This is a genomic window from Streptomyces sp. NPDC058371, from assembly GCF_042723265.1.
In the GTDB taxonomy this organism is placed as follows: Bacteria; Actinomycetota; Actinomycetes; order Streptomycetales; family Streptomycetaceae; genus Streptomyces.
The window spans coordinates 1,186,631-1,209,774 of record NZ_JBHXJC010000001.1 but is presented as its reverse complement, the minus strand read 5'-3'; the positions used below and the strand labels follow the sequence as shown (position 1 = coordinate 1,209,774).

General features: G+C 71.4%; 19 protein-coding genes. 8 read left to right on the top strand and 11 right to left on the bottom strand.

The window, feature by feature from the left end; translation table 11 throughout:
- Positions 1 to 98: 98 nt before the first annotated feature.
- The 4 genes from ACFWM2_RS05240 to ACFWM2_RS05225 all read right to left on the bottom strand — a co-directional run bounded on the left by ACFWM2_RS05240 (position 99) and on the right by ACFWM2_RS05225 (position 5,058).
- A complete protein-coding gene (locus tag ACFWM2_RS05240; protein ID WP_383273161.1) occupies positions 99 to 269 on the bottom strand; it encodes a hypothetical protein in 171 nt (56 codons plus the stop codon).
- A gap of 226 nt (positions 270 to 495) precedes the next feature.
- Positions 496 to 1,701, bottom strand: coding sequence for a cysteine desulfurase-like protein (locus ACFWM2_RS05235; RefSeq protein ID WP_383273159.1), 1,206 nt, complete (start codon positions 1,699 to 1,701; stop codon positions 496 to 498).
- 192 nt (positions 1,702 to 1,893) lie between these two features.
- On the bottom strand, positions 1,894 to 4,140 hold the full coding sequence (locus ACFWM2_RS05230; RefSeq protein WP_383273157.1) for an MMPL family transporter: 2,247 nt from the start codon (positions 4,138 to 4,140) through the stop codon (positions 1,894 to 1,896).
- Between the two features lie 60 nt (positions 4,141 to 4,200).
- Positions 4,201 to 5,058: an alpha/beta fold hydrolase gene (locus ACFWM2_RS05225; RefSeq protein ID WP_383273155.1), complete on the bottom strand. Its 858-nt coding sequence runs from the start codon at positions 5,056 to 5,058 to the stop codon at positions 4,201 to 4,203.
- Between the two features lie 297 nt (positions 5,059 to 5,355).
- On the opposite strand from ACFWM2_RS05225, the gene ACFWM2_RS05220 reads away from it, so the two are divergent.
- The gene (locus ACFWM2_RS05220; RefSeq protein ID WP_383274180.1) at positions 5,356 to 6,141 is read left to right on the top strand and encodes an ABC transporter ATP-binding protein; all 786 of its coding nucleotides are present in this window, start codon (positions 5,356 to 5,358) and stop codon (positions 6,139 to 6,141) included.
- Between the two features lie 133 nt (positions 6,142 to 6,274).
- Here the strand turns inward: ACFWM2_RS05220 and ACFWM2_RS05215 are convergent, their stop codons facing one another.
- A complete protein-coding gene (locus ACFWM2_RS05215) occupies positions 6,275 to 7,810 on the bottom strand; it encodes an AMP-binding protein (RefSeq protein WP_383274177.1) in 1,536 nt (511 codons plus the stop codon).
- Positions 7,811 to 7,985: 175 nt separating this feature from the next.
- On the opposite strand from ACFWM2_RS05215, the gene ACFWM2_RS05210 reads away from it, so the two are divergent.
- On the top strand, positions 7,986 to 8,894 hold the full coding sequence (locus ACFWM2_RS05210) for a carbohydrate kinase family protein (RefSeq protein ID WP_383273153.1): 909 nt from the start codon (positions 7,986 to 7,988) through the stop codon (positions 8,892 to 8,894).
- A 147-nt stretch (positions 8,895 to 9,041) separates the two neighbouring features.
- Here ACFWM2_RS05210 and ACFWM2_RS05205 read toward each other — a convergent pair whose 3' ends face one another.
- Complete coding sequence (locus tag ACFWM2_RS05205) at positions 9,042 to 9,869, bottom strand: glycoside hydrolase domain-containing protein (protein ID WP_383273151.1); 828 nt, start codon at positions 9,867 to 9,869, stop codon at positions 9,042 to 9,044.
- 456 nt (positions 9,870 to 10,325) lie between these two features.
- Between ACFWM2_RS05205 and ACFWM2_RS05200 the strand changes: the two genes are divergently transcribed.
- Positions 10,326 to 10,610 (top strand): hypothetical protein, encoded by a 285-nt coding sequence (locus ACFWM2_RS05200; protein ID WP_383273149.1) that lies wholly within the window; start codon positions 10,326 to 10,328, stop codon positions 10,608 to 10,610.
- Between the two features lie 72 nt (positions 10,611 to 10,682).
- On the opposite strand, the gene ACFWM2_RS05195 is transcribed toward ACFWM2_RS05200, so the two are convergent.
- Positions 10,683 to 11,501, bottom strand: coding sequence for a methyltransferase domain-containing protein (locus ACFWM2_RS05195; RefSeq protein ID WP_383273147.1), 819 nt, complete (start codon positions 11,499 to 11,501; stop codon positions 10,683 to 10,685).
- Positions 11,502 to 11,685: 184 nt separating this feature from the next.
- On the opposite strand from ACFWM2_RS05195, the gene ligA reads away from it, so the two are divergent.
- Positions 11,686 to 13,770: an NAD-dependent DNA ligase LigA gene (gene ligA / locus ACFWM2_RS05190; protein ID WP_383273145.1), complete on the top strand. Its 2,085-nt coding sequence runs from the start codon at positions 11,686 to 11,688 to the stop codon at positions 13,768 to 13,770.
- A gap of 401 nt (positions 13,771 to 14,171) precedes the next feature.
- Complete coding sequence (locus ACFWM2_RS05185) at positions 14,172 to 14,762, top strand: dihydrofolate reductase family protein (RefSeq protein WP_383273143.1); 591 nt, start codon at positions 14,172 to 14,174, stop codon at positions 14,760 to 14,762.
- Positions 14,763 to 14,877: 115 nt separating this feature from the next.
- On the opposite strand, the gene ACFWM2_RS05180 is transcribed toward ACFWM2_RS05185, so the two are convergent.
- Positions 14,878 to 15,897 carry a hypothetical protein gene (locus ACFWM2_RS05180; protein WP_383273141.1) on the bottom strand — a complete coding sequence of 340 codons (1,020 nt, stop codon included), beginning with the start codon at positions 15,895 to 15,897 and terminating at the stop codon, positions 14,878 to 14,880.
- Positions 15,898 to 16,079: 182 nt separating this feature from the next.
- Positions 16,080 to 17,441 carry an NAD(P)-binding domain-containing protein gene (locus ACFWM2_RS05175; RefSeq protein WP_383273139.1) on the bottom strand — a complete coding sequence of 454 codons (1,362 nt, stop codon included), beginning with the start codon at positions 17,439 to 17,441 and terminating at the stop codon, positions 16,080 to 16,082.
- Between the two features lie 190 nt (positions 17,442 to 17,631).
- On the opposite strand from ACFWM2_RS05175, the gene ACFWM2_RS05170 reads away from it, so the two are divergent.
- Positions 17,632 to 17,994: an ArsR/SmtB family transcription factor gene (locus tag ACFWM2_RS05170; protein ID WP_383273137.1), complete on the top strand. Its 363-nt coding sequence runs from the start codon at positions 17,632 to 17,634 to the stop codon at positions 17,992 to 17,994.
- A 406-nt stretch (positions 17,995 to 18,400) separates the two neighbouring features.
- A complete protein-coding gene (gene uvrA, locus ACFWM2_RS05165; RefSeq protein ID WP_383273135.1) occupies positions 18,401 to 20,869 on the top strand; it encodes an excinuclease ABC subunit UvrA in 2,469 nt (822 codons plus the stop codon).
- A 162-nt stretch (positions 20,870 to 21,031) separates the two neighbouring features.
- Here the strand turns inward: uvrA and ACFWM2_RS05160 are convergent, their stop codons facing one another.
- On the bottom strand, positions 21,032 to 21,433 hold the full coding sequence (locus tag ACFWM2_RS05160; protein WP_383273133.1) for an ANTAR domain-containing protein: 402 nt from the start codon (positions 21,431 to 21,433) through the stop codon (positions 21,032 to 21,034).
- Positions 21,434 to 21,877: 444 nt separating this feature from the next.
- Positions 21,878 to 22,570 carry a DUF6629 family protein gene (locus ACFWM2_RS05155; protein WP_383273131.1) on the bottom strand — a complete coding sequence of 231 codons (693 nt, stop codon included), beginning with the start codon at positions 22,568 to 22,570 and terminating at the stop codon, positions 21,878 to 21,880.
- A 220-nt stretch (positions 22,571 to 22,790) separates the two neighbouring features.
- On the opposite strand from ACFWM2_RS05155, the gene ACFWM2_RS05150 reads away from it, so the two are divergent.
- Entirely contained in the window at positions 22,791 to 23,006 is a 216-nt protein-coding gene (locus ACFWM2_RS05150; protein ID WP_383273129.1) for a DUF4177 domain-containing protein, read from the top strand.
- Positions 23,007 to 23,144 lie beyond the last annotated feature (138 nt).

Sequence of the window (23,144 nt, the reverse complement as noted above, 5' to 3'; positions counted from 1 at the left end):
GGGGGGGGGGGGGGGGGGGGGGGGGGGGGGGGGGTGGGGGGGGGGGGGGGGGGGGGACGGAAGGACGCCTTCCCCCCCCCCCCCGCCACCGTCCGCTGTCAGCGTCTGCGGCTGGACCAGCCGCTGCCGATGCCGGCGACATGAAGAGCCAGCACTGCGAGCCCGATGAGCATGACATTCGTCGACGTGAACACGTCGTTCGTGGAAATGTCTGCGGCATTGATCAAAAACGCGATGAAGAACAGAACCGCCGCCACGATGCCGAGCATTGGAGTCACCTCTTTCTGATTGGTGAAGTCCGAATGCCCGCAGGATCGCCGCCGACACCGCACAGATCGGGCACGATCCGGGCACCGTGCCGACGGAGTCACCAGTGCCGTCGGGAACCGCAGCGCGCCGACGGACAACCGGTCCCGCCGATCGACTCAGGCGACTCCTGACACCGTGGCTTCACCACCCGCTGACATCTCGGCCCGACTTCCCTACCCTGGGGCTTCACGACTTCAGGAAGTCGGCCAATCCCGCCAGCAGGCGGTCGACATCACTCGTGTCGCTGTAGGGCGAGAGGCCCAGGCGCAGGCCGCCGGAGTCCCCCAGTCCGAGATGGCGGGACGCCTCCACCGCGTAGAAGGATCCGGCGGGTGCGTGCACACCCAGCCGGCCGAGGAAGCCGTACGCGTCCGCAGCCGCGCGGTCGTCGAAGGTGAGGAGCAGGGTGGGCGTGCGGTCGGCCGCCCTGGAGTGGATCGTGACTCCCTGCATTGCGGAGAGAGCCGCCTCCATCCGGCCGCGCAGCGCGGTCTCATGACGGACTATCGCGGCGAAGGCGGACCGCAGGCGCTCCCGGCGCCCACCCGAAGCCTCGGCAACGAATCCCGCGAGGAAGTCGACGGCGGCGCGGGTGCCGGCCAGCGCCTCGTACGGCAGCGCCCCGAGCTCGAAGCGCTCGGGGACCGCGTCCGCGGACGGCAGCAACTTGTCCGGCCGCAGGGTCTCCAGCAGCTCCGGTCGGGCGGCGAGGACACCGTGATGGGGGCCGAAGAACTTGTACGGCGAGCAGACGAAGAAGTCGGCGCCGAGGTCGGTGACGTCCACGAACTCGTGTGCCGCGTAGTGCACTCCGTCCACGAAGAGGAGCGCGCCGGCCCGATGGACCAGCCGGGCCGTCTCGGCGACGGCGGGACGCGTGCCGATCAGGTTGGAGGCGGCCGTGACCGCCACGAGCCGGGTCCGCTCGGTGAGCAGGTCACCGACGGCCGAGGCGGGCAGTTCACCCGTGACCGGGTCGAAGTCCGCCCACCGCACCAGGACTCCGGCCGGCTCCGCTGCCTGGATCCAGGGCCGGATGTTCGCGTCGTGATCGAGGCGGCTGACCACGATCTCGTCGCCGGCCCGCCACGTCCTCGCGAGGATCCGGGAGAAGTCGTACGTCAGTTGGGTCGCGCTGCGGCCGAAGACGATGCCACGAGGGTCGGCGCCCAGCAGATCCGACATGGCCCGGCGGAACTCCGCCACGATCGTCTCGGCATTGACTTCGCCGGGAGCCACGGCCCCGCGGATGGACAGAGGGTTGCCGAGCGCGTCAGCGATGGCATCGATCACCGGCGCCGGGGTCTGGGTGCCGCCGGGCCCGTCGAAGTGCGCGGTGCCGGCGAGCAGGGCGGGAAACTGGGCGCGCAGTGCGTCGACGTCGTACATCACCAAGGGCTCCTCACGGGACGGTGTCGGGCGCCGGCGGCTCGTCGCCGGTCCTCGACCGTCCGCCGGTCACGAACGGCCACGGACATGGTCTGCGGTCGATCATCCCAGCGCCGCCCTCGCAGCGGCTTCGGCCACCGCTGACAGCCATTACGGGCGGGCCCACCCCTCAACGTACGGACCCCGCCCACGAGTTCACCCGTGCTCGCCCTCCGGGTCGACATGCGGCAGCAGCCGGTCCAGCCAGTGCGGTGTCCACCAGGCGTGGCTGCCCAGCAGCGTCATCACCGCCGGAACGAGCAGCAGGCGTACGACGGTTGCGTCGATCAGCACGCTGACCGCGAGCCCCAGACCGAGCATCTTCACCACGATGTTGTCGCTCACGATGAACGCGGCGAACACGCTCACCATGATCAGGGCGGCACAGGTGATCACGCGCGCGGTGATCTCCAGGGCATGTGCGACGCTCGCCCCCGCATCCCCGGTGTGCAGCCAGACCTCGTGGACCCGCGACAGCAGGAAGATCTCGTAGTCCATGCTCAGGCCGAAGATGATCGCGAACATCATCATCGGCACATAGCTCTCGATCGGCACCTTCCCCGACACCCCCAGCGCGGGTCCGCCCCACCCCCATTGGAAGACGGCGACCACGACGCCGTAGGAGGCGGCGATGGACAGGACGTTGAGGACCGCTGCCTTCAGTGCGACCAGGAGTCCGCGGAAGACGATCAGGATGACGAGGAAGGCCAGTGCCACCACCACCGCGATGATCAGCGGCAGGCGGCTCGCGACGATGTCACGGAAGTCGACCTGAGCGGCCGTCGTGCCGGTGACATAGCCCTTGGCGTCGGTGCCGGAGACGGCCTGCGGCAGGGTCTCGTCGACCAGGCGGTTCGTCAGGCCGGTGGTGTCCGCGCTCTCTGGGGCCTCCTTGGAGAACACGGTGGCCACCAGGACGTCGCCGTCCTTGGTGGCGGTCAGCGGTGTGGTCGTGACCGCGCCCGGCACGTCGGTGAGTGACTTCTGGGCCTGCGAGGCCAGGGCGGAACGCTGGTCGGACGGCACCCCGGTCTGGTCGATGACGACGGTGAGCGGGCCGTTGGAGCCCGGGCCGAACGCCTGCGCCATGGTGTCGTAGGCCCGTCGGTCGGTGAACGACTTCGGATCCGCGCCGTCGCCGATGTGGCCGAGCTGGATGGAGAGCACCGGGATCGCCAGCACCAGGACGACGACGGCCCCGCCGGCCAGGAACCACCAGGGACGCCGTTGCACGCGCTGGGCGTAGCGGTGCCACGTGCCCTGCACCGGAGCGCCCGCGGCCGCGTCCGTCTCGGCGACGGGGCGGCGCACCCGGTAGCGGTCGATGCGCCTGCCGATGAGCCCCAGCAGGGCGGGGACGAGGGTCAGTGCGCCGACGACGGCCGAGACGACGGTCACGGCCGCGGCGACACCCAGTTTCCCGATGAAGCTCACCCCGGAGACGGACAGCCCGGCCAGGGCGATGATCACCGTGCAGCCGGAGACGAGCACGGCCCGTCCGCTGGTGGCGGCGGCCCGCCCCGCCGCCTCCACCGGATCGGCGCCGTCGATGAGGTTCTGCCGGTGACGCGTGATCAGGAACAGCGCGTAGTCGATGCCGACCCCGAGGCCGATCATGGTGGCCAGTGTCGGTGACACCGTGGCGAAGGTGAAGGCCGCGGCGAGCAGGCCCAGACACGCCAGACCGCCCACGACGCTGATCAGAGCGGTGAGCAGCGGGATGCCCGCGGCGAGCACACTGCCGAAGCCCACGAGCAGGACGACGATCGCGACCGCGAACCCGATCAGCTCGCTGATGCGGTCGTCCGCCGCCGGCCTGGCCAGTTCGCCGAGCGGTCCGCCGTACTCGACGTCGGCGCCCGCGGCCCGCAGGGGTTGGACCGAGTTGTCCACGCCGTTCAGATACGAGTCTCCGAGAGTCGACGGCTGCACGTCGAAGCGGACGGTGATGTAAGCGGTCTTGGCGTCGCCGGAGAGCGGGCCGACGTTCTGGGGCGAGGACTGGCCCGAGGACGGCTGCGTCGAACCGTGGGGCGGCAGCGGGTTCTGCGCCGACAGCACGTGCGGCAGCTTCTGCAGGTCACTGACGGTCTGGTTCAGCTGCGAACTCAGCGACGTCAGCGGCTTGTCCGTGTCGTGCAGCACGATCTGGCTGCTGTAGCCGCCGGCCGCGGGGTCATGCTGCCGCAGCACCTCCAGGCCCTGCTGAGACTGGACACCGGGGAGCGAGAAGTTGTCCGAGTACTCGCCGCCGAAGGAGCGGTTGACCACTTGGAGAGCGACGATGGCGACCAGCCAGGCCGCGATGACCACGGCGAAGTGCCGGGCGCACCACTCCCCCAGTCGGCGCAGTTTTCCGGCTGCGGCCCGCCCACCCCCTGGACTGGACCCGGTGGCCGACATGGACGGCTCCCGTGGGAGACATTTCCGACGCATTCATTAAACGCCGCCCTGATCACGACGTCATCCGGAGGCGCGAGCGCCCCCGTCACCATCGCCCTCCGCACCGGCCCGGGGCAGGACACGCCCCGCGAATCCGGCGATGTCCTGGACGACCCGCTCCGGCTGCTCCCAGTACAGGACGTGGCCGGAGCCCTCGTGGACGACCAGCGTCGAGCCGAAGATCGTGTCGAGGATCCGCTGCTGATCGGCACGCGGGAGGTAGGGGTCCTCGTCGCCCCAGAGGACCAGCGTGGGTACGAGGATGCCCCGCAGGGTCGCCGCCAGGTCGGTCTCCAGCAGGCCTCGCACGGTCTCCTGCCACACGTACGCCGGGAGCTTGAGGCCCTCCTCGGTCATCGTGGCCATGAACCCGCGTCCCACCGGGCGGCTCACCATGCCGCTGAGGAAGTCCTCGACGAAGGGGCGGGGCACGGGATCGCGCAGGGCCTGCACGCTCTCCCACAGGGACGCGGCGCCGGGCTTGTCGTCGAGCGCGGCCGGTACGCCCATCAGCACCAGGCCCGCGACGCGGTCCGGATGGCTCCCGGCGACCATCCGTGCGGCCACACCACCGGACGACGCCCCCACGAGAACGGCACGGCCGATCCCGACGGCGTCGAGGAACTGCAGGAGGTCGCGTGCGAAGTCCTCGGGGCGATAGCCCTCGGCGGGCCGGTCGGCGTCGCCGTGCCCCCGCTGGGTGGGAGCGTAGGCGTGCAGCGTGGCCGGCAGTTGCCTGAGCAGCGGCTCGAACGTCCACCAGGAGTCACCCAGGCCATGGACGAAGACCACGGGGGCGCCTTCCGGGGAGCCCGCCTCGGCATACGGCATGAGCGATCCTCCGGCCAGCCGCGTGGACTTCACCTCGACCGTGCTCACGGTGGCCTCCTGACGTCGGTCGGCCCCCTCGTCCGCAGGCCCGGGAGGCACGCGAAGATCACTGCCATCGTAACGAGGGGTGGTGGCGCCCGCCCGTTGTCTCCCTTCGCACACAACGGGGGGCCGGCCTTGTCCGAGGCACGGACACCTGGCCAGATGAGTGCATGCCACAGCTACCCTGTCTCGCGGGGTTCACCCACCGTGCCGCGCCCCGCCGGCCAAGCGGGTGGACGCGTACGACCGAGGACCGACGCCGGGAGGCACACAGTGAGCACGGGGGCCACGGACTGCGGGCGGATCGTCGCCGCCCTCGACGGGGTGAGCGTCCGCCGCTTCACCACCGACCAGGTCATCCTCGACGGGATCGACTGGCAGGTTCGCTCCGGGGAGCACTGGGCCCTGCTCGGCGCCAACGGAGCGGGCAAGACCACGCTGCTGCGGCTGATCGGCGCCCTGATGCATCCCACCACCGGCACCGTCGAGGTCCTGGGGCACCGGCTCGGACGCGTCGACGTGCGCGAACTGCGGGCGCACATCGGTCTCGTCTCCTCGGCGCAGCGTGTCCCGCAGGACGCCACCGCGCACACGGTCGTCCTGACCGGTCACACCGGGACGGTGCAGCCGCTGTGGCGGAGTTACGACGCCCAGGTGCGGGATCGGGCACACGCGCTGCTGGCCGAACTGGAGATCAAGGAGCTCGCGGACCGTCCGTACGGAGTGTGTTCGGGTGGTCAGCGAGCCCGGATCCTCATCGCCCGGGCGCTCATGGCCGACCCCGCGCTGCTGCTGCTCGACGAGCCGTTCAACGCGCTGGATCTGCCCTCCCGCGAGGACCTCATCGACTCGATGCGCCGCCTCGCCGACGGACGGCCCGGGCTGGCCACCATCACGGTCACCCACCACCTGGAGGAGCTGTCCCCCGCGATCGGGCACGCGTTGCTGCTGCGCGAGGGGCGCGTGCAGGCCTCGGGGCCGGTCGCCGACGTGCTCACCGGACCGCTGATGACGGCCTCCTTCGGCCGGCCGATCGAGGTCGGCCGTCATGCCGGCCGGTGGATGGCACGCTCCGGCGGAGCGACCTGACGGTGGCCGCTGGACGGCGCACTCTGGCGGCGCAACCCGACCATGGCCGACGGATGGCGCACTCAGGCGGGGCAGCCTGACCGCTGCCCCACCGCGGCTTCCCGTCGACGCCCGAACGCGCCTGCGGACGCGGTCAGTTGACGCCTCGCTCGCGTCCTTCCCAGTACGGCTCGCGCAGCTTGTACTTCTGCAGCTTGCCGGTGGCCGTGCGGGCCAGTTCGGCGCGGAACTCCACGGACGTAGGCGCCTTGAACCCGGCGAGGCGTTCCTTGCAGTGCCGGATGAGTTCCTCCTCCGTCGCCTCGGCGCCGGGGGCGAGCACCACCAGCGCCTTGATGGTCTCGCCCCACTTCTCGTGCGGCACTCCGATGACCGCGACCTCGGCGACGGCGGGATGGCTGAAGAGGGCGTCCTCCACCTCGATCGAGGAGACGTTCTCGCCGCCGGTGATGATGACGTCCTTCTTGCGGTCACTGATCGTCAGATAGCCGTCGTCGCCGATCGTCCCGCCGTCCCCGGTGTGGAACCAGTCGTCGGACAGCGCCCGGGTGGTCTCCTCGGGCTGCTCCCAGTACCCCTCCAGGACGACGTTGGAGCGCGCGAGGATCTCGTCCTCGTCGTCCGTGCGCAGGGTGACGCCCAGTGCGGGAGCGCCGGCCCGCACCAGCCGTTCCGCTCGTGTCCGGGTGTCGAGGCCGTCCCATTCGGCGCGGGTCCGGTTGATCGTGAGAAGGGGTGAGGTCTCGGTCAGGCCGTAGATCTGGATGAACTCCCAGCCCAGCTCGGACTCGACGCGCGCGACGGTCTTCGTAGGCGGCGGAGCCCCGGCGACGATGATCCGCACCCGGTCACGGCCGGGGATCTCGCCCTCCCAGGACTGGGCCGCGGCCAGCACCGCGTTGACGACGGCGGGCGCCGCGCACATCACCGTCACGCCATGTTCGGCCACCCGGCGCAGGATCTCGGCGCCGTCCACCTTGCGCAGCACGATCTGCGGCACGCCCAGGGCCGACATCGCGAACGGCATGCCCCAGCCGTTGGCGTGGAACATCGGCAGCGTGTGCAGATACACGTCCCGGTCCGTGACGCCGGCGTGCAGCGCGAAGGTGACGGCGTTGACCCAGATGTTGCGGTGGGTGATCTGCACGCCCTTGGGACGGGCCGTCGTACCGCTGGTGTAGTTGATGGTGGCGGTGGCGTTCTCGTCCGGCTGCCAGGGCGCCGGTTCGGTGTCGAAGCGGTACAGCTCCGCGTCGGCGGCCGCCCCGAGCGTGAAGCGGTGCTTGCAGGTCACGCCCGCGAGACGGTCCGTCAGTTCGGGGTCCACGAGGAGCACGCTCGCGCCGGAGTGCTCGACGATGTAGCTCACCTCCTCCGCCGTCAGCCGGAAGTTGACCGGGACGAGGACCCGCCCGTGCCCGCTGACGCCGAAGAACGAGGTGAGCAGCCGTGCGCTGTTGGGCGAGACCACCGCCACGCGTGCGCCGTGCGGCACGCCGAGCGCGTCGAGGCCGGCGGCCTGAGCCCGGGCCAGCTCCCCGACCCGCCGGTACGTCAGCCCTTCCCAGGACTCGGCCGGCTGGTCCGGTTCGTCGACGATCCCGATCCGGTCGGCGTACACAGTGGTGGCGCGGTCGAGGAAATCACGGGCCCCGAAGGGGACGATCATCATGGCCTCCCGAAGCTCAGACGAGGTACAGCTTCCATCCGGCCACGGTCTCGTGCATCCGGACAACCCCGGGGACCCGACACTCCACTCGGCCGACCGCATCGTGCGAACAGACCCGAGGTCTCGCCACAGACGCACGCCATACTGGGTCCGGCGGGAGCGGAGAGGCGGGACAGTGAGTCAACAGCAGGCAGCGTACGACGTGTTGGTGGTCGGCGGCAGCGGGGTGGACACCATCGTCCGCGTCGACTCCCTGCCGGTCCCGCTCGCCGACTCGGTCCATGTCGGCCCGATCGAGGAATGGCCCGGCCACACGGGAGGCAATGTGGCACTCGGCGCCCGGGCGCTCGGGCTGCGGGTGGCGTTCCTCGACTGCATCGGCGACGACTGGACGGGCGCGCAGGTGCGCGAGCGGCTGACCAAGGGCGATGTCGAGTTCGTCCCGCTGATCTCCCCCGCCGGCACCCGCCGGGCGGTCAATCTGGTCGATGCCGGCGGCCGGCGGATGTCCTTCTACGACGCGCGTGATCCGGACGACCTGCGGATGCCCCGGGACTTCTACCTGCCGCGGCTGCGGCGCGCCCGGCACGTCCACCTCTCGATCATGAACTTCACGCGCTTCCTCTACGACGACATCGAGGCTCTCGGCATCCCGGTCTCCACCGATCTGCACGACTGGGACGGACTGGCCGGCCACCACCGGGAGTTCGCCCTCCGCTCCGATCTCGTCTTCTTCAGCACGACGCGGGTGGGAGAGGGTTTCACCGCACTGATGCGGGAGATCCTGCGCGAGGGCCGCGCCCGCACCGTGGTCGCCACGGCCGGCGCGGACGGGTCCTACGTCCTGACGCGGGACGACGGCTCCACCCCGCAGCATGTCCCGGCGATCGCCCCACCCACGCCGGTCGTGGACTCCAACGGCGCGGGAGACGCCTTCGTCAGCGGCTTTCTCTACGGCACGCTCACGGGTCGCGGCGTACTCGACTGCGCCCGGCTCGGCGCGGTGGCGGGCGCCTTCGCCTGCACCGCACCGGGCTCCACCGCCCTCATCAGCCAGGAGGCCCTCCTGGGAACCGGTCACTGAGCCGGCGAAGTCCGACCCCGGGCCGGAACTCAGCTCCTCAGCGGGTCATCGACGGACCGGTGGTCACGATGAACCTCGCCACCAAGCCCGCCCTCGACCGCTGCCGGCGGCGCTACGGTAAGGCCGCCGGAGGAACAGTGGATCTTGTCATCCGACGAGGGCGACCGGGGCGTCCCAGGCGTCGCGGTCGACGGTGATCGTGTGACCGCCGCGGGTTTCCTTGCTGTTGACCATGTACTGGTGGCCGCGGCTGTGGTCGGTGAACAGCTTCGGGTCCCAGGGCCAGTCCGTTGTGGTGGTGTTCTTCTTGTCCCACAGGGCGTACCAGAGGTTCCCTGGCAGGTTCGTCCTGTCGGTGGCCGTGGCGATGGCCTTGGCGCTGGAACTGCTGAAGCCGTAGTAACCGGCCCGGTAGGTCTTGGCCCGCAGGGTCTTGGTGAAGGAGCGCACGTACGTCAACACGGCGTCGTTGCACGCCTTGTTCGTGATGTCGTAAGGCTCCATGTCGAGGTAGATCGCGCTGCCGATTTTCACTCCGAGCGCCGATGCCTTGGCAACCGCGTCGTTGGCGTTGCTCACACCCAGGGACGCTGCTGTGGAGGCGGTGAGCTTCTCCGGGTTGCTGCCCGACTGGCAGGGGGGTTGGGCACCGACGTAGAGCGGGATGAGCTTCCAGCCGAGGGAGCTGACCGATTTCACCCAGGACGCAGTGAGGTTGGGCTGAGCGCAGCCGCGGTTCTTGCCACCGATGTAGACGGCGGCGGCGCCGTAGAAGCCGGTGTTCCATGCCTTCATCGCTGCGAGAGAAGGCGCCGTGCAGGCGTCGAACGCTCGGCCCGTGTACGTCTTCTGCGCCGGCAACGCAGTAGTCGCCATGGAGGTCTGTGCCGCGATTCCGGCGCCGGCGGCGACGACGACGCCCGTTATCGACCATGCGAGATAGCGGCCTCTTCGGGACAACCGGTGACTGGACATTCCCCACCCTTCGGATCACGGCCCACGGGTCGCGGCCGGTGCGCCTGGCGAGGCTGACACCGTGGTCGTGATTGCAGTGCTCGGTGCCGCCTGCGGCGGCGCGGTACGGCTCCGGCGTGCGGAGCGCACCGTAGCCTACCCAAGATCGATATGCAGGTTGACAACCTGGCATGTTCATTGGGCGAAGACTCGACGGCGTACGCCGCATGCGCTCTGCCCCGCTCCCACGCGGTGCACGCGGTGTCCCTCGCTCGGCGCAGGCGGGAGGTGAACACCACCGCCGCGAACCGCCGGCGGACAGACCGCCCGAGCGCCGGCGACGCTTCGGCGGGACGGGTACGGCCGAGGGCCCGTGGCGCGGATCCACACCCCTGGCCTACGCACCCTGGTGACAGCGGCCGCACCCCGCCCGTGTCGCGGCGGGGCTCCGCTCCTGCCCGCCTAAGATCCGTCGCTGTGGCACACACCTTCGACGAACTGGTCGAGAAACAGCAGGTAGCCGACGAGACGCACGCGAAAGTCCTGGAGCTGCGGGACAAGTTCGGGGCACCGACGCAGGACGGAGGCTGGACGGCTCAGGAGTCCGAGACGTACGAGACCGCGTGGCGGGCGTGGCGCGACCTCACCCGTGACGTACAGGCCGCGGTGGCGGAGTACGCGAAGGCCGAGGGCAAGGACCGTGCGGAGGTCGAAGCCGCCGTACGGCAGCGCGCGGGCACTCCACCCACCACCGATGAGTGACCGACGGACACAGACATGACCCCCTGTGCGGCCACGTATTGACGGACCGCCCGTGCTCGGCGTCCCCGGGCGTCACTCCGGACGGTGGGCGGCGACTCCGAACATCGTCACCGACATGTGCAGTGCGCCGTGCTCGGCCGCCTCGGTGAGGTCCGCGTACAGCCGGTCGCGCTGCTCCTCGGTGATCAGCTCGCGGCGCAGGGCGGATTCCGCGAGCATGCGGATCAGCGGCCAGGTCACCGTCGTATGGTCCTGCATCAGCGCTTGCGAACCCCGGTCGTCGACGGTCAGTCCTGCCGCGGACAGCTGGCCGAGGAGCTTGCGTCCGGCATGGGGGTTGGCCGCCGCGGTGAGCGCTCCCGAGGTGAGCGCGGCGATGGTGTCGGGGTCGCCGGGGTGCAGGATCGTGGTCGCCCAGTCCGTGTCCAGGAGGACGACCCGCCCACCGGGACGGAGCACCCGGGCCATCTCGTCGACCGCCTGCTGCGGCTCCAGGAGATGCTGGAGTACGCGCTCGCACCACACCACGTCCACCGAGGCGTCCGGCAGCGCGAGGGCGAGCGCGTCACCGTCCGCGAAACGGGCCTTGACGCCGGCCGCGGCCGACCGCTCCTCGGCGACCGCACGCAGTCCCGGGTTCGGCTCGATGCCCAGTGCCTCTCCGTCCGCGGTGACGGCCGTGGCCAGCGCCCGCGTCTGCGACCCGGTGCCGCAGCCGATGTCGACGGCCCGCTCGCCCGGGCGCGCGGCCACCGCGTCGTACGCCCACGACCTCAGTCGGCGCACCCCGTCGTTGGCCTCCTGGGCGTCCAGCGCGGACACCAGCCAGTCGACGTTGGAACCGGCGATGTTCTTGGCGTGGAATCCCGAAGTCGGTCGCGTCTGCCCCATGCCGGCCACTCTAGTTGGGATCACTGACAGCGACAGCTGTGCGGTGTCGGAGCCGAGGCGGGTCTGTCACCGGCGGCGTCGGCGAGGCCCGGCAGGCCCGCACCCGCACCCGCACCCGCACCCGCACCCGCGACGAGGCATCCGTGCCAGGGCGTTGTCAGTGGTGGCGGGCAGGATACGAGTCATGACAACACCCGCAGCTGTGCTCGTGGATTCCGCCGCCTATGCGCAGGCGGTCGAGGACGCCGTGAAGGCTTCCGCCGCCTATTACGAGGGCGGCACGTCGACGCTCGACGACGACACCTACGACCGGCTGGTGCGCGGGATTTCGGCATGGGAGGCCGATCACCCGGACGAGGTGCTGCCCGACTCCCCCACCGGGAAGGTCGCCGGTGGCGCGCTCGAAGGCGATGTCCCGCACACGGTGGCGATGCTGAGCCTCGACAACGTGTTCTCCGCCGAGGAGTTCACCGCGTGGACCGCGTCGCTGGCCCGGCGGCTCGGCCATGAGGTCACCCGGTTCAGCGTCGAGCCGAAGCTCGACGGACTCGCGATCGCCGCCCGGTACACGCGCGGCCGCCTGACCCGGCTGATCACACGCGGCGACGGGACGGCCGGGGAGGACGTCTCGCACGCGATCGGCACCATCGAGGGTCTGCCGCGGGAGCTGGCCGAGCCGGTCACGGTGGAGGTGCGGGGCGAAGTCCTGATGACGACGGCCCAGTTCGAGCACGCCAACGAGGAGCGCACCGGGCACGGGGGCCAGCCGTTCGCCAACCCGCGCAACGCCGCGGCCGGCACGCTGCGCGCCAAGGAGCGTGCCTACACCGTCCCGATGACGTTCTTCGTCTACGGCCTGCTGCCCCTGCCCGACACGGAGGCGGCGCTCGCGGCGCGGCTGGGCGAGTGCGCGCACAGCGAACTGATGGCGGAGTCGTCCCGCCTCGGCGTGAACACTCCTGCCACGACGGCGGTGGCCGGCATCACCGCCGGCACGACGGAGCAGGTCCTCGCGCGCGTGCAGGAAATCGCCGCGCTGCGGGCGGACCTGCCGTTCGGCATCGACGGGATCGTCGTCAAGGCCGACCTGGCCGCCGACCAGCGGACCGCCGGATCGGGTACGCGCGCCCCGCGCTGGGCCATCGCCTACAAACTCCCGGCAGTCGAGAAGATCACCCGCCTGCTGGAGGTGGAGTGGAACGTCGGCCGCACCGGCGTCATCGCTCCGCGCGGCGTGCTGGAGCCGGTCGAGATCGACGGTTCCACCATCACGTACGCCACCCTGCACAACCCGGCCGACATCACCCGCCGCGACCTGCGGCTGGGCGACCATGTGATGGTCCACCGGGCGGGCGACGTCATCCCGCGCATCGAAGCGCCCGTCGCCCACCTTCGCACCGGCGAGGAGCGCCCGATCGTCTTCCCCGAGGTGTGTCCGCGGTGCAGCTCGGCGATCGACACCAGCGAGCAGCGCTGGCGCTGCGAGAACGGCCGCAACTGCCATCTGGTCGCCTCCCTCTCCTACGCCGCCGGCCGCGACCAGCTCGACATCGAGGGTCTCGGCGCCACCCGCGTCGTCCAGCTGGTCGAGTCCGGTCTGGTGGCCGATCTCGCGGACCTGTTCACCCTCACCCGCGACCAGCTGCTGGGCCTGGAGCGGATGGGCGAGACCAGCACGGACAACCTGCTGGCGGCGCTCACGGTCGCCAAGGGGAGACCCCTGTCGCGGGTGCTCTGCGCGCTCGGCGTCCGGGGTACCGGCCGCTCCATGTCCCGCCGTATCGCACGGCACTTCGCCACCATGGACGCGATCCGGGCCGCCGACACGGAGGCCATGCAGCAGGTCGAGGGGATCGGCACCGAGAAGGCACCGACCATCGTCGCCGAACTGGCCGAACTGGCCCCGCTGATCGACAGGCTCGTGGCGAGGGGCGTCAACATGACCGAGCCCGGCGCCGCTCCGCCCGCACCCGTCACCGAGGATGCCGCGGAGGCCGGAGGCAGTGAGCCGGCCGGTGGGCCCCTCACAGGAATGACGGTCGTCGTCACGGGCGGGATGACGGGGCCGCTGGAGAAGTTGAGCCGCAATCAGATGAACGAGCTCATCGAACGCGCGGGCGGCCGCTCCTCCTCCAGCGTCTCCAAGAAGACCTCCCTGGTGGTCGCCGGAGACAATGCCGGATCCAAGCGTGCCAAGGCCGAAGACCTCGGCGTCCGCCTGGCCACCCCAGACGAGTTCGCCGCCGTGGTCGCCGACTACCTGGCCTGACCTTCTCCGCGCCGCGGGGTGGCCCACCTCACAGCTGCTCCCGGACGGGGCAGGAACAACCCGAGACGGTCAACCGTTCATCTATACGTGGCTGCGGAGGGGACAGTGTCCCCGGGCCTCACCTATAGCCCATGGGGAAGATCGTTCGGCTGAAGCCCCATGGAGCCTTTCGCCGCGAGGCGACCGCCCTCCGCCAGTCACCACCTTCGGCCCCGGCTGGTCTCCCCCGTCCAGTCGGGGCTCTTTTCTGCCCTCCCACACCCCGCCGCCAGGCACGGGCCTCTCTCGCCCGCAGGTGTGCTCCGCATCACACCGCCGGTGCCGCGTGGCGCGATGATTTCGGATCGGCCCGAAGGTCTCTACTGGCGTATCCCATTGAGCGAGGAAGCGGAGCGAGTCCGATGCGCATCGTGATCAATGAATTCATGAGCCTGGACGGCGTCGTGCAGGCACCGGGTGGACCTGACGAGGACACCGAGGGCGGTTTCACTCACGGCGGCTGGACGCACCCCTTCTTCGACCCGGAGGTGGTGGGCGGCGCCTTCGACGACGCGTTGCGCTCGGCCGAGGCACTGCTGTTCGGACGTCGCACCTGGCAGTCGATGGCCGCCGCCTGGCCGGAGCGGGGAGGCGACCCGTTCGCGGACCGGATGAACGCCATCCCGAAGTACGTGGTGTCGCAGACGCTGGGCGACGACAAGCTGGCGTGGGACAACTCCACGCGCATCCCCGGCGAGGAGGCCGTCGCCCGGATCCGGCAGCTGCGCGCGACCGACGGCGGTGATCTCCTGGTCATGGGGAGCCCCACGCTGGCTCGCTCACTCCTGAGCGAGGGCCTCGTGGACGAGCTCCGGCTCCTGGTGATGCCGGTGATCCTCGGCGGCGGCAAGACGATCTTCCCGGACGACGGCGGGCTGCACACGCTCGAGCTGGTCTCGACCGTCACCAGCAGGGCGGGCGTGCAGGTCACCACCTATCGGCCGGTGGCCTGAGCGGTGTCCGGGCCGGGCTGTGTCCCGGCCCGCAGGCCCCCGCCCTTTGACACCGCCAAGCAGGACATCGCGCACGGCGGCCCCGCTCCGCAGACCGCAGACCGCAGACCGCAGGTCAACTGCGCCTTTTCCCTGAGGACTTGGCGGCCAGGCGTTCGACTTGCGCGGCCGCCGTCCCGGCACGGGTTCGCGCGGCGCGCACCTTTCGGCCGGCCTCGCGTTCCCCCTCGCGCGCCCCACGCTCGTCGGCTCGCGCCTGACGGTGCTGCTCTTCCGCTGCCTTGAGCTCCTCGGCGAGTTCGGTGACGCGCTGTTGCAGCGTCTCCGTCCGCTCCACGGCGTCCTGCACGGCACGCTCGGCAGCTTCCGCCTCCGCCTCGCGCGCCAGAAGGTCACCGTCGGCATCCTCGGACTCCTGGCGCGCTTGGGCCAGGCGCTCACGCCGTCGCGCTTCCGCCGCCGATTCACCGTCACCGGATGCCGGTGATTTCTTCGCCACGGGCGGTGGCCGCTTCTCCGGAGACGGTGACTCCTTCCCCGCGGACAGTGGCCTCTTCGCCGGAGGCGGTGGCTTCTGCGTCGCGGTCGGCGCGCCACTTCCGCGTGACGGCGTGGCCGGGCCGACGGCGGGGAAGCCGACAGCCGGGCTGAGGGGCTTGGCGAGCCGGCCGGCGGCCCATTCCCGAGCGGCATCAGGGTCGGCGAGTACGGCCTGCAGGGTTTCCTGCACCTCGCGCTGGGCGTCGTCGGCGAGCGGGTGCCCGGCCTCCGCGGCAAGTTCCGCCGCCTGCCGCGAGAGCGCCCTGACGACGGCACGCTGCTGCTGAGTGAGCCGGCGCAACTGGTCGCCGTCCAGATCGTGGTGTGCGCTCCGCAGGGCTTCGCCCAACTGGATCAGCGGCTTCACCTCGTCGGGCTGCTCCCGCACCAGGAGGTTGCCGGCCCACGCGGACAGGCTGGGCCGGCGCAGACCACTGATCTGCTCGGCGAGCTTCCGGTCGCCGGCGGTACGAGCTGCCGCGACGCGCTCGTTCCGCGTGGCGGTGAACTGTTCCGGCCGCAGCCCGTACAGCTCGTCGGCGACAGCGTCCAGGTCCACCGGCACCCTCTCTCCGGACGGCGATTTCATAGCCATTGTCCCATTGTTCGAACGGCGGATCTCGTCGGACGTCATCCGGACGGCCGCTGGGACCGCCGTTCGCCGGGCCGGAGCCCTGGGTGGCCGTTGAGCCGCGTCGCAAAGGACGGGTCCGCCCGAGGCCGCGACCGGTCCCCCGCTCCGGTCGCGACCTCGGGCGCCACGTTCCGCCCCTGCGGTCAGCAGCCTCCCGAGGCCCCGGCGGGGGCCCCGATCCGGAGGGTGGTGGGGGTTGCGCAGCAGCCACCGGTGTCGGCCTTGGCGGCCTCGGGTTCGTCGAACAAGCCCGCCCCGCCGCACACTCCGGTCTCGGGAAGCGTCAACTCCACGCGTTCGGCGGCCTCTTGGTCACCGGCCAGGGCCGCGGCGATGGAGCGCACCTGCTCGTAGCCGGTCATCGCGAGGAACGTCGGGGCGCGGCCGTACGACTTCATGCCGACGAGGTGAACGCCCTTCTCCGGGTGGGAGAGCTCCCTGACACCGTGCGGGTACACCGTGCCGCAGGAGTGGACGTTGGGGTCGATCAGCGGGGCCAGCGTGACCGGGGCCTGGAGGCGCTCGTCGAGGCCGAGGCGCACCTCGGAGAGGAAGGACAGGTCCGGACGGAACCCGGTCAGGGCGATGATCTCGTCGACCGCGTCGAGCCGGCGGCCGTCCTCGGCGACCAGGACCAGCCGCCCATCGGCATCACGCCGGACCGCCTCGGCGCGGAAGCCGGTGGCGGCCGAGGCATGCCCCTGCTCCACGGCTGCCTTGGCCCGCAGGCCCAGGGCGCCGCGAGCCGGCAGCTGGTCGGCCTCACCGCCGCCGTATGTCCCGGTGCCGATGCCGCGGCGCAGGACCCACACCGCGTGGGTGCCGGCCGCATCCTTCGCGAGCTCGGCCAGGGAGGCGAGGGCGGTGAAGGCGGACGCACCGGAGCCGACGACAGCGGTGCGCCTGCCCGCGTAACGGGCCCGTACGGATGGGTCCTTGAGGTCGGGGACGCGATAGGAGATCCGCTCCGCGGCCGCCCGTTCGCCGAGCGCGGGCAGACCGTCCGCGCCCAGCGGGCCGGGCGCCGACCACGTGCCGGAGGCGTCGATGACGGCTCGGGCGGTGATCCGCTCCTCACGGCCGTCGGCGGTGCCGAAGTGGACGGTGAAGGGCTGCTCGTCGCGGCCGGAGTCGACGATCCGGTCCCGGCCGGCGCGGGCGACGCCGGTCACCGTCGCATCGAAGTGAACCCTGTCGCCGAGCACCTGGGCGAGCGGCCGCAGATACCGCTCGGCCCAGTCGCCGCCGGTCGGGTAGGCGGCGCCGTCGGGGCGCGTCCAGCCGGTCGGGGCCAGCAGCTTCGCCGCAGCCGGGTCGACGACCTCGGCCCACGGGGAGAACAGCCGCACGTGCGACCACTCCCGCACCGCGGCACCCGCGGCCGCACCCGCTTCCAGGACCAGGGGTTCGATGCCGCGCTCGACGAGGTGTGCGGCGGCGGCCAGGCCGATCGGACCGGCGCCGATGACAACGACGGGCAACCGGCCGGAAGTGGGCGCGTCCACGAGCTTCCCCTTTGTTTCGACATCCATCGATCTCTTACAGGGGCCAGGATGGCAGTTGATTCGACAAGCGTCAACATAGACATCTATCGAATCAGGGTGCCGGTGAGCCCACCGGGGGCACCCCCGTACGCCGGTCAGGCGCCGGGACGCGGGCAGGCAGCCCTGGTTCGACATGTGTCAACATAGACAGATGTCGAACATCAAGGCGCTGCCGCTGCTGGAGGCCTCCGAGCCTGCCGTGCCGTGCTGCCCGCCCTTGACCGAACGGCCCCTGACCGCCGAGGAGGCGGAGCGGACCGCGGCGATGTTCAAGGCGCTCGGCGACCCGGTCCGGCTGCGGCTGTTCTCGGCGGTGGCCTCGCACGAGGGCGGCGAGGCGTGCGTGTGCGACATCTCCGACGTGGGCGTCTCGCAGCCGACCGTCTCCCACCATCTGAAGAAGCTCAAGGAGGCCGGACTGCTCACCTCCGAGCGGCGCGGCACCTGGGTCTACTACCGGGTCGAGCCCTCGGTCATGGCCGCCATGGGACGCATGCTCGTGACCTGGGGCTGAGCCGCCCGGTCCGACTGCACCACCCGGGGCCGAGCCACCGCGTCCACCGACGGCGGCCAAGCCTCCCGGGGCCGGCAGGCGGCATACGAAGACCCCGACTGGTTCGGGGGATCCCCAGCCGGGGCCGATCGAGAGTGGACGCGAGGGGCGGTCGCCTCGCGGCGGGGGCTCCATAAGGCTTCAGCCGAACGATCGTCCTCATGGGCAAAGGGTGAGGCCCGGGGACACAGTTCCCTTCGCGTCCACATCTATCTCAACGGTGAAGCACCCCCGAATGTTCCCTGGAAGCGGCCCATATCGGGACTCTCCGGACGCTCGTGCGACCGAGCCCGGTGACGGCCCGTGACCGCGGCCCGGTGACGGCGCCGGACGCGCGGTTCCCGGCGCGATCAGATAGGGAGGAACGGTGAACAACGACGCGACCGACTCCTTCGTGCATGTCCGGGGCGCCAGTGAGAACAACCTGCGGAACATCGACGTCGACGTGCCGCGGGACGCGATGGTCGCGTTCACCGGCGTCTCCGGTTCGGGCAAGTCCTCGCTCGCCTTCGGCACGCTCTACGCCGAGGCCCAGCGGCGCTACTTCGAGTCCGTGGCGCCGTACGCCCGAAGGCTGTTGCAGCAGGTCGGCGCACCGCACGTGCAGGAGATCTCCGGGCTGCCCCCGGCCGTGGCCCTGCAGCAGCGCCGCGGATCGCCCAGCTCGCGCTCGACGGTCGGCACCATCACCACGCTGTCCAACCTGCTGCGGATGCTGTACTCCCGTGCCGGCACCTATCCACCCCGGGCCGCACGGCTGGAGGCCGAGTCGTTCTCGCCCAACACCGCGGCCGGCGCCTGCCCGGAGTGCCACGGACTGGGCGTCGTGCACGACGTCGCGGAGGACCTGCTCGTCCCGGACCCGTCCCTGAGCATCCGCGAGGGGGCGATCGCCGCCTGGCCGGGGGCCTGGCAGGGTGCCAACCTGCGCAGTGTCGTGAGCGGCCTGGGGATCGACATCGACCGACCGTGGCGCAGGCTCAGGAAGAGGGACCGGGACTGGCTGCTGTACACCGACGAGCAGCCCTCCGTGTACATCGAGCCGGAGGAGGACCGCGTCGACTACGGCTACCAGGGCAAGTTCTGGAGCGCCCGCAAGCACGTCATGCACGTCCTCGCCGACTCCAAGAGCGAGAAGATGCGGGAACGGGCGCTGCGGTTCGTCAGGAGTGTGCCGTGCCCCGAGTGCCACGGCAGCGGTCTGCGGCCCGAGGCGCTGGCCGTGACCTTCGCGGGACGCTCCATCGCGGAGATCAACGCGATGCCGCTCACCGAGGTCGTGGCGCTGCTGCGGCCCGTCGCGGGGCGGTCCGAGGCCGACGCCACCACGGCGACCGCCCGATCCGGGGAGACGACCGAGGTCGCGGTCCGGATCTGCGGCGATCTGGTCGCGCGGGTCGACGTACTGCTCGACCTGGGCCTCGGATATCTCAGCCTCGGGCGCCGCTCGACCACCCTGTCGCCCGGCGAGGCGCAGCGGCTGCGGATCGCCACCCAGCTGCGCTCGGGGCTGTTCGGCGTCGTCTACGTCCTCGACGAGCCCTCCGCCGGCCTGCACCCGGCCGACGCGGAACCGCTCCTTGACGTGCTGGACCGCCTCAAGGCGGCGGGTAACTCGCTGTTCGTCGTGGAGCACGACATGGACGTCGTACGACGGGCGGACTGGGTGGTCGACATCGGTCCCGGCGCCGGTGAGGACGGCGGACGCGTGCTGTACAGCGGCCCGGTGGCCGGTCTTGAGCGGGTCGCGGAGTCGGCCACGAGCCAGTACCTGTTCGGGCGCGCCCAGCCGCTCGATCACCGCCCGCGCACACCGCACGGCTGGCTGCACCTGACCGGCGTCTCCCGCCACAACCTGCACGACGTGTCCGTCGACGTACCGCTCTGCGTACTGACGGCGGTGACCGGCGTGTCCGGTTCCGGAAAGTCGACGCTGGTGACGCAGGTGCTCGCCGAGGTCGTCCGCGGCCACCTCGGGCTCGTGCCGGAGGAGCCCGACGAGGCGCAGCTCGAGGTCGACGTGCAGGACGCGTCGGGGCTGGAGTCCTTCGACCGGCTGGTCCGGGTCGACCAACGGCCCATCGGCCGTACACCCCGGTCCAACCTGGCCACGTACACGGGGATGTTCGACGCGGTGCGCAAGCTGTACGCGGCGACGGACGAGGCGAGGGCGCGCGGATACTCGGCCGGGCGGTTCTCCTTCAACGTGCCCGAAGGCCGGTGCGAGACCTGTCAGGGCGAAGGGTTCGTCGCGGTGGAACTGCTGTTCCTGCCCGGCACCTACGCGCCGTGCCCGACCTGTCACGGCGCCCGGTACAACGCCGAGACGCTGGAAGTGACCTACCGCGGCAAGAACATCGCGGAGGTGCTGGCGCTGTCCGTCGACGCCGCCGCCAAGTTCCTGTCCGCCGTCCCGGCCGCCTCCCGCAGTCTGGAGACGCTGCGCGAGGTGGGGCTGGGGTACCTGCGGCTGGGCCAGCCCGCGACGGAACTCAGCGGTGGGGAGGCCCAGCGCATCAAGCTGGCCACCGAATTGCAGCGGGCCCGCCGCGGGCACGCGCTGTACCTGCTCGACGAGCCGACAGCGGGGCTGCACCCCTCGGACATCGCGCTGCTGCTGCGACAGCTGCACCGGCTCGTCGACGCCGGCAACACGGTCGTCCTCGTCGAGCACGACCTGGACACGATCGCCACCGCCGACTGGGTCATCGACCTCGGGCCGGGCGGCGGTGACGCGGGCGGACGGGTGGTCGCGGCGGGCCCGCCGGCCAAGGTCGCCAAGGCCCGCCGCAGCGCCACCGCGCCCTATCTCGCGTCCCGGCTGGCACGCTCCTGACGACGGCGCCAGGGCCTGTCCGGCGGACCCTACGAGGTGTGGTGCGGGCAGCTCCCAGGCGGCGGAGGGTGCCACGGCGACCGACGGCGACGCAGATGCGCGTGCCACACCCCGCGACCCACCGCACGATCCGCCGGACCGGCTCTGGGGGCGCAGCGCCGGTCAGCCGGGCTCGGGGCGCAGGGTCGCGCGCGTCATGCTGCGTTCCAGCTGGTGGCGGATGTCGCTCGCGAGGTGGCCCGTCTGGGCCCATTCCACGATGAGTTCGGCGACGTGGCGCATCTTGATGTCGGTGTGCTGGGAGATCTCCCGTAGGACGTCCCGGCCGTCCTCGGCGCGCAGACCGGCCAGGGCGACGACGATGCCGATCGCCTGATCGACGACCGCGTGCGAGGACACCGTCTGCCGCAGTTGGGCGAGTTCGCCTTCCCGCGCCACCACCCGGCCGTCCCGTTTCCGGTCGCCGGACGGGCCGGCGGCCGGTCCTCCGGTCGTCTTCGAGGGGGCCGCCTCGACGGGCGGTTCCTCGACTCGTATGTGTGGCGCTGACTCCGTGCGGTCCATGCAAACGCCTTCCTCGCCAGAGAAGCCTTCGGTCGTTGCCGGTCCAGCCGCGAGCGCGGGCCCTTCCCCTGCGTCGAGGGGGCGGACCCGCGCGGTGCGCCCGACGCAGATGATGCCTCCACGGATGCCGGCGGGCGCGGGAAGAGTGACCGCATGGGCGATCACCGGACAGGTCCGCCACCGGGCGGCGGAGCGACATGGGGGCACCACATCGCGACCGCCGCCACAGGTGCGGCAAGCAGGGAGAACTGTGCGCGCCAGCCATCGGCGCAGAGGGCAGAGCAGGGTGTTGTTCATGGCCGCTTCCTGACCGCTTCAGGTTTTTGCCCGCTCTGCGACACCTCGATGCCTCCTGCGGGGCGGCGCCAGAAAACGGCTGAAACCGGGCTGCGGGCCCGGCGCCCCGTTCGGCACCCGCTGCGGTCCGCTCACGGATCCGGGCCGTCAGGACCCGGTGTCGCTCCCCCACGTCCGGCCGGCTCCGAGCCGCCGGACGTTCCCGGGCCCCCCTCGGCTCACGCCTCCGGGACCCCCGCGGCCGCGGACCCAGAAGAAGAGGACGACCGAACACACCGCCGCGAACGCGCACCACGTCGAGACGAACTCGAGCCGCCACAGCGCCCAGCAGACCACCGCGCCCACGCCGACCAGGATTCCGAGCAGCCGCAGCCCCCGGTCACCGGACAGCAGCAGCGAGCCGACGGTGGCCAAGAGGTAGCCCGCGATGAGCAGTTGGGCGTGCGGCAGGTCGACGACGTAGCCGACCGTGTGCCCGCGGATCTCGGCCGTCACCGGGCGTGCGGCGAGCGCGTACGCGAGGGCCGCCGCCGTCAGTACGCCCGCCGTCAGAGGGATCATCAGCCGCCGTCGGGCATGTCGCGGCGCCGCGCACAGCACGCCCGCCGGCACCCACACCGCGAGCAGCGGAAGGGCGATCACCGTCCAGGCGACGGTGGCGGGGCCCGTACCGCCCGCGGAGTGCCAGACCTTCGCTTCCAAGACCTGGTGTGCGCCGAGGAGCAGCGGTAGTGCGGCCAGCGGCAGGTCGCGGGCCCCGCGGGCCCGTGCCACACACGCGACTCCGACGGCCGCGATACCGGCGCCCGCCACGAGATCGGCCTTCGCACTCCAACACATCACGCCACCAAGGGGTCCGCCGTCGTCGGGATTCCGCCGTGCACCGCGGCCCACGCTATGTCTCGGCGCTCCGGCGTCCGGGGTGACACGACGGCCGCCTCCTCCCGGGTGACGGGTGCGCGCCGCCGTACGCCCCCGGGTCTGTGCCGCGATACCGAACGATGATTGGCTGGCCCCCTGCCATCGCAGACAAGCCGACCCGCAGGAGGGCACCACCGCCATGAGCAACCCCTACACGTACGAGTACAAGGTCGTCAGCTTCCGGGAGTCGCTGATCGGCGACGCACTGGACAGCGACAAGCTGGAGAAGGTTCTCAACAAGCACGCGGGGGATGGCTGGGGCCTCAAGGCGATCACGTCCGCCGACGTCAAGGGGCGGATAGGGCCCGGTGCGGTCGAGGGGCTGCTGCTCACCTTCGAGCGTCCGCGGCAGTAGCGGCCGCACGGGTCGGGGGCACCCGTCGGTCGGTATCGGCGCCCGGCTCACCTGCGTACGAGGGGGTGGGCCGCTCTCGGACGACGCCCGGGGGGCTTGCCGTCGCGCGACGCTGGGAAGCGCGGATGCGGCGGCATG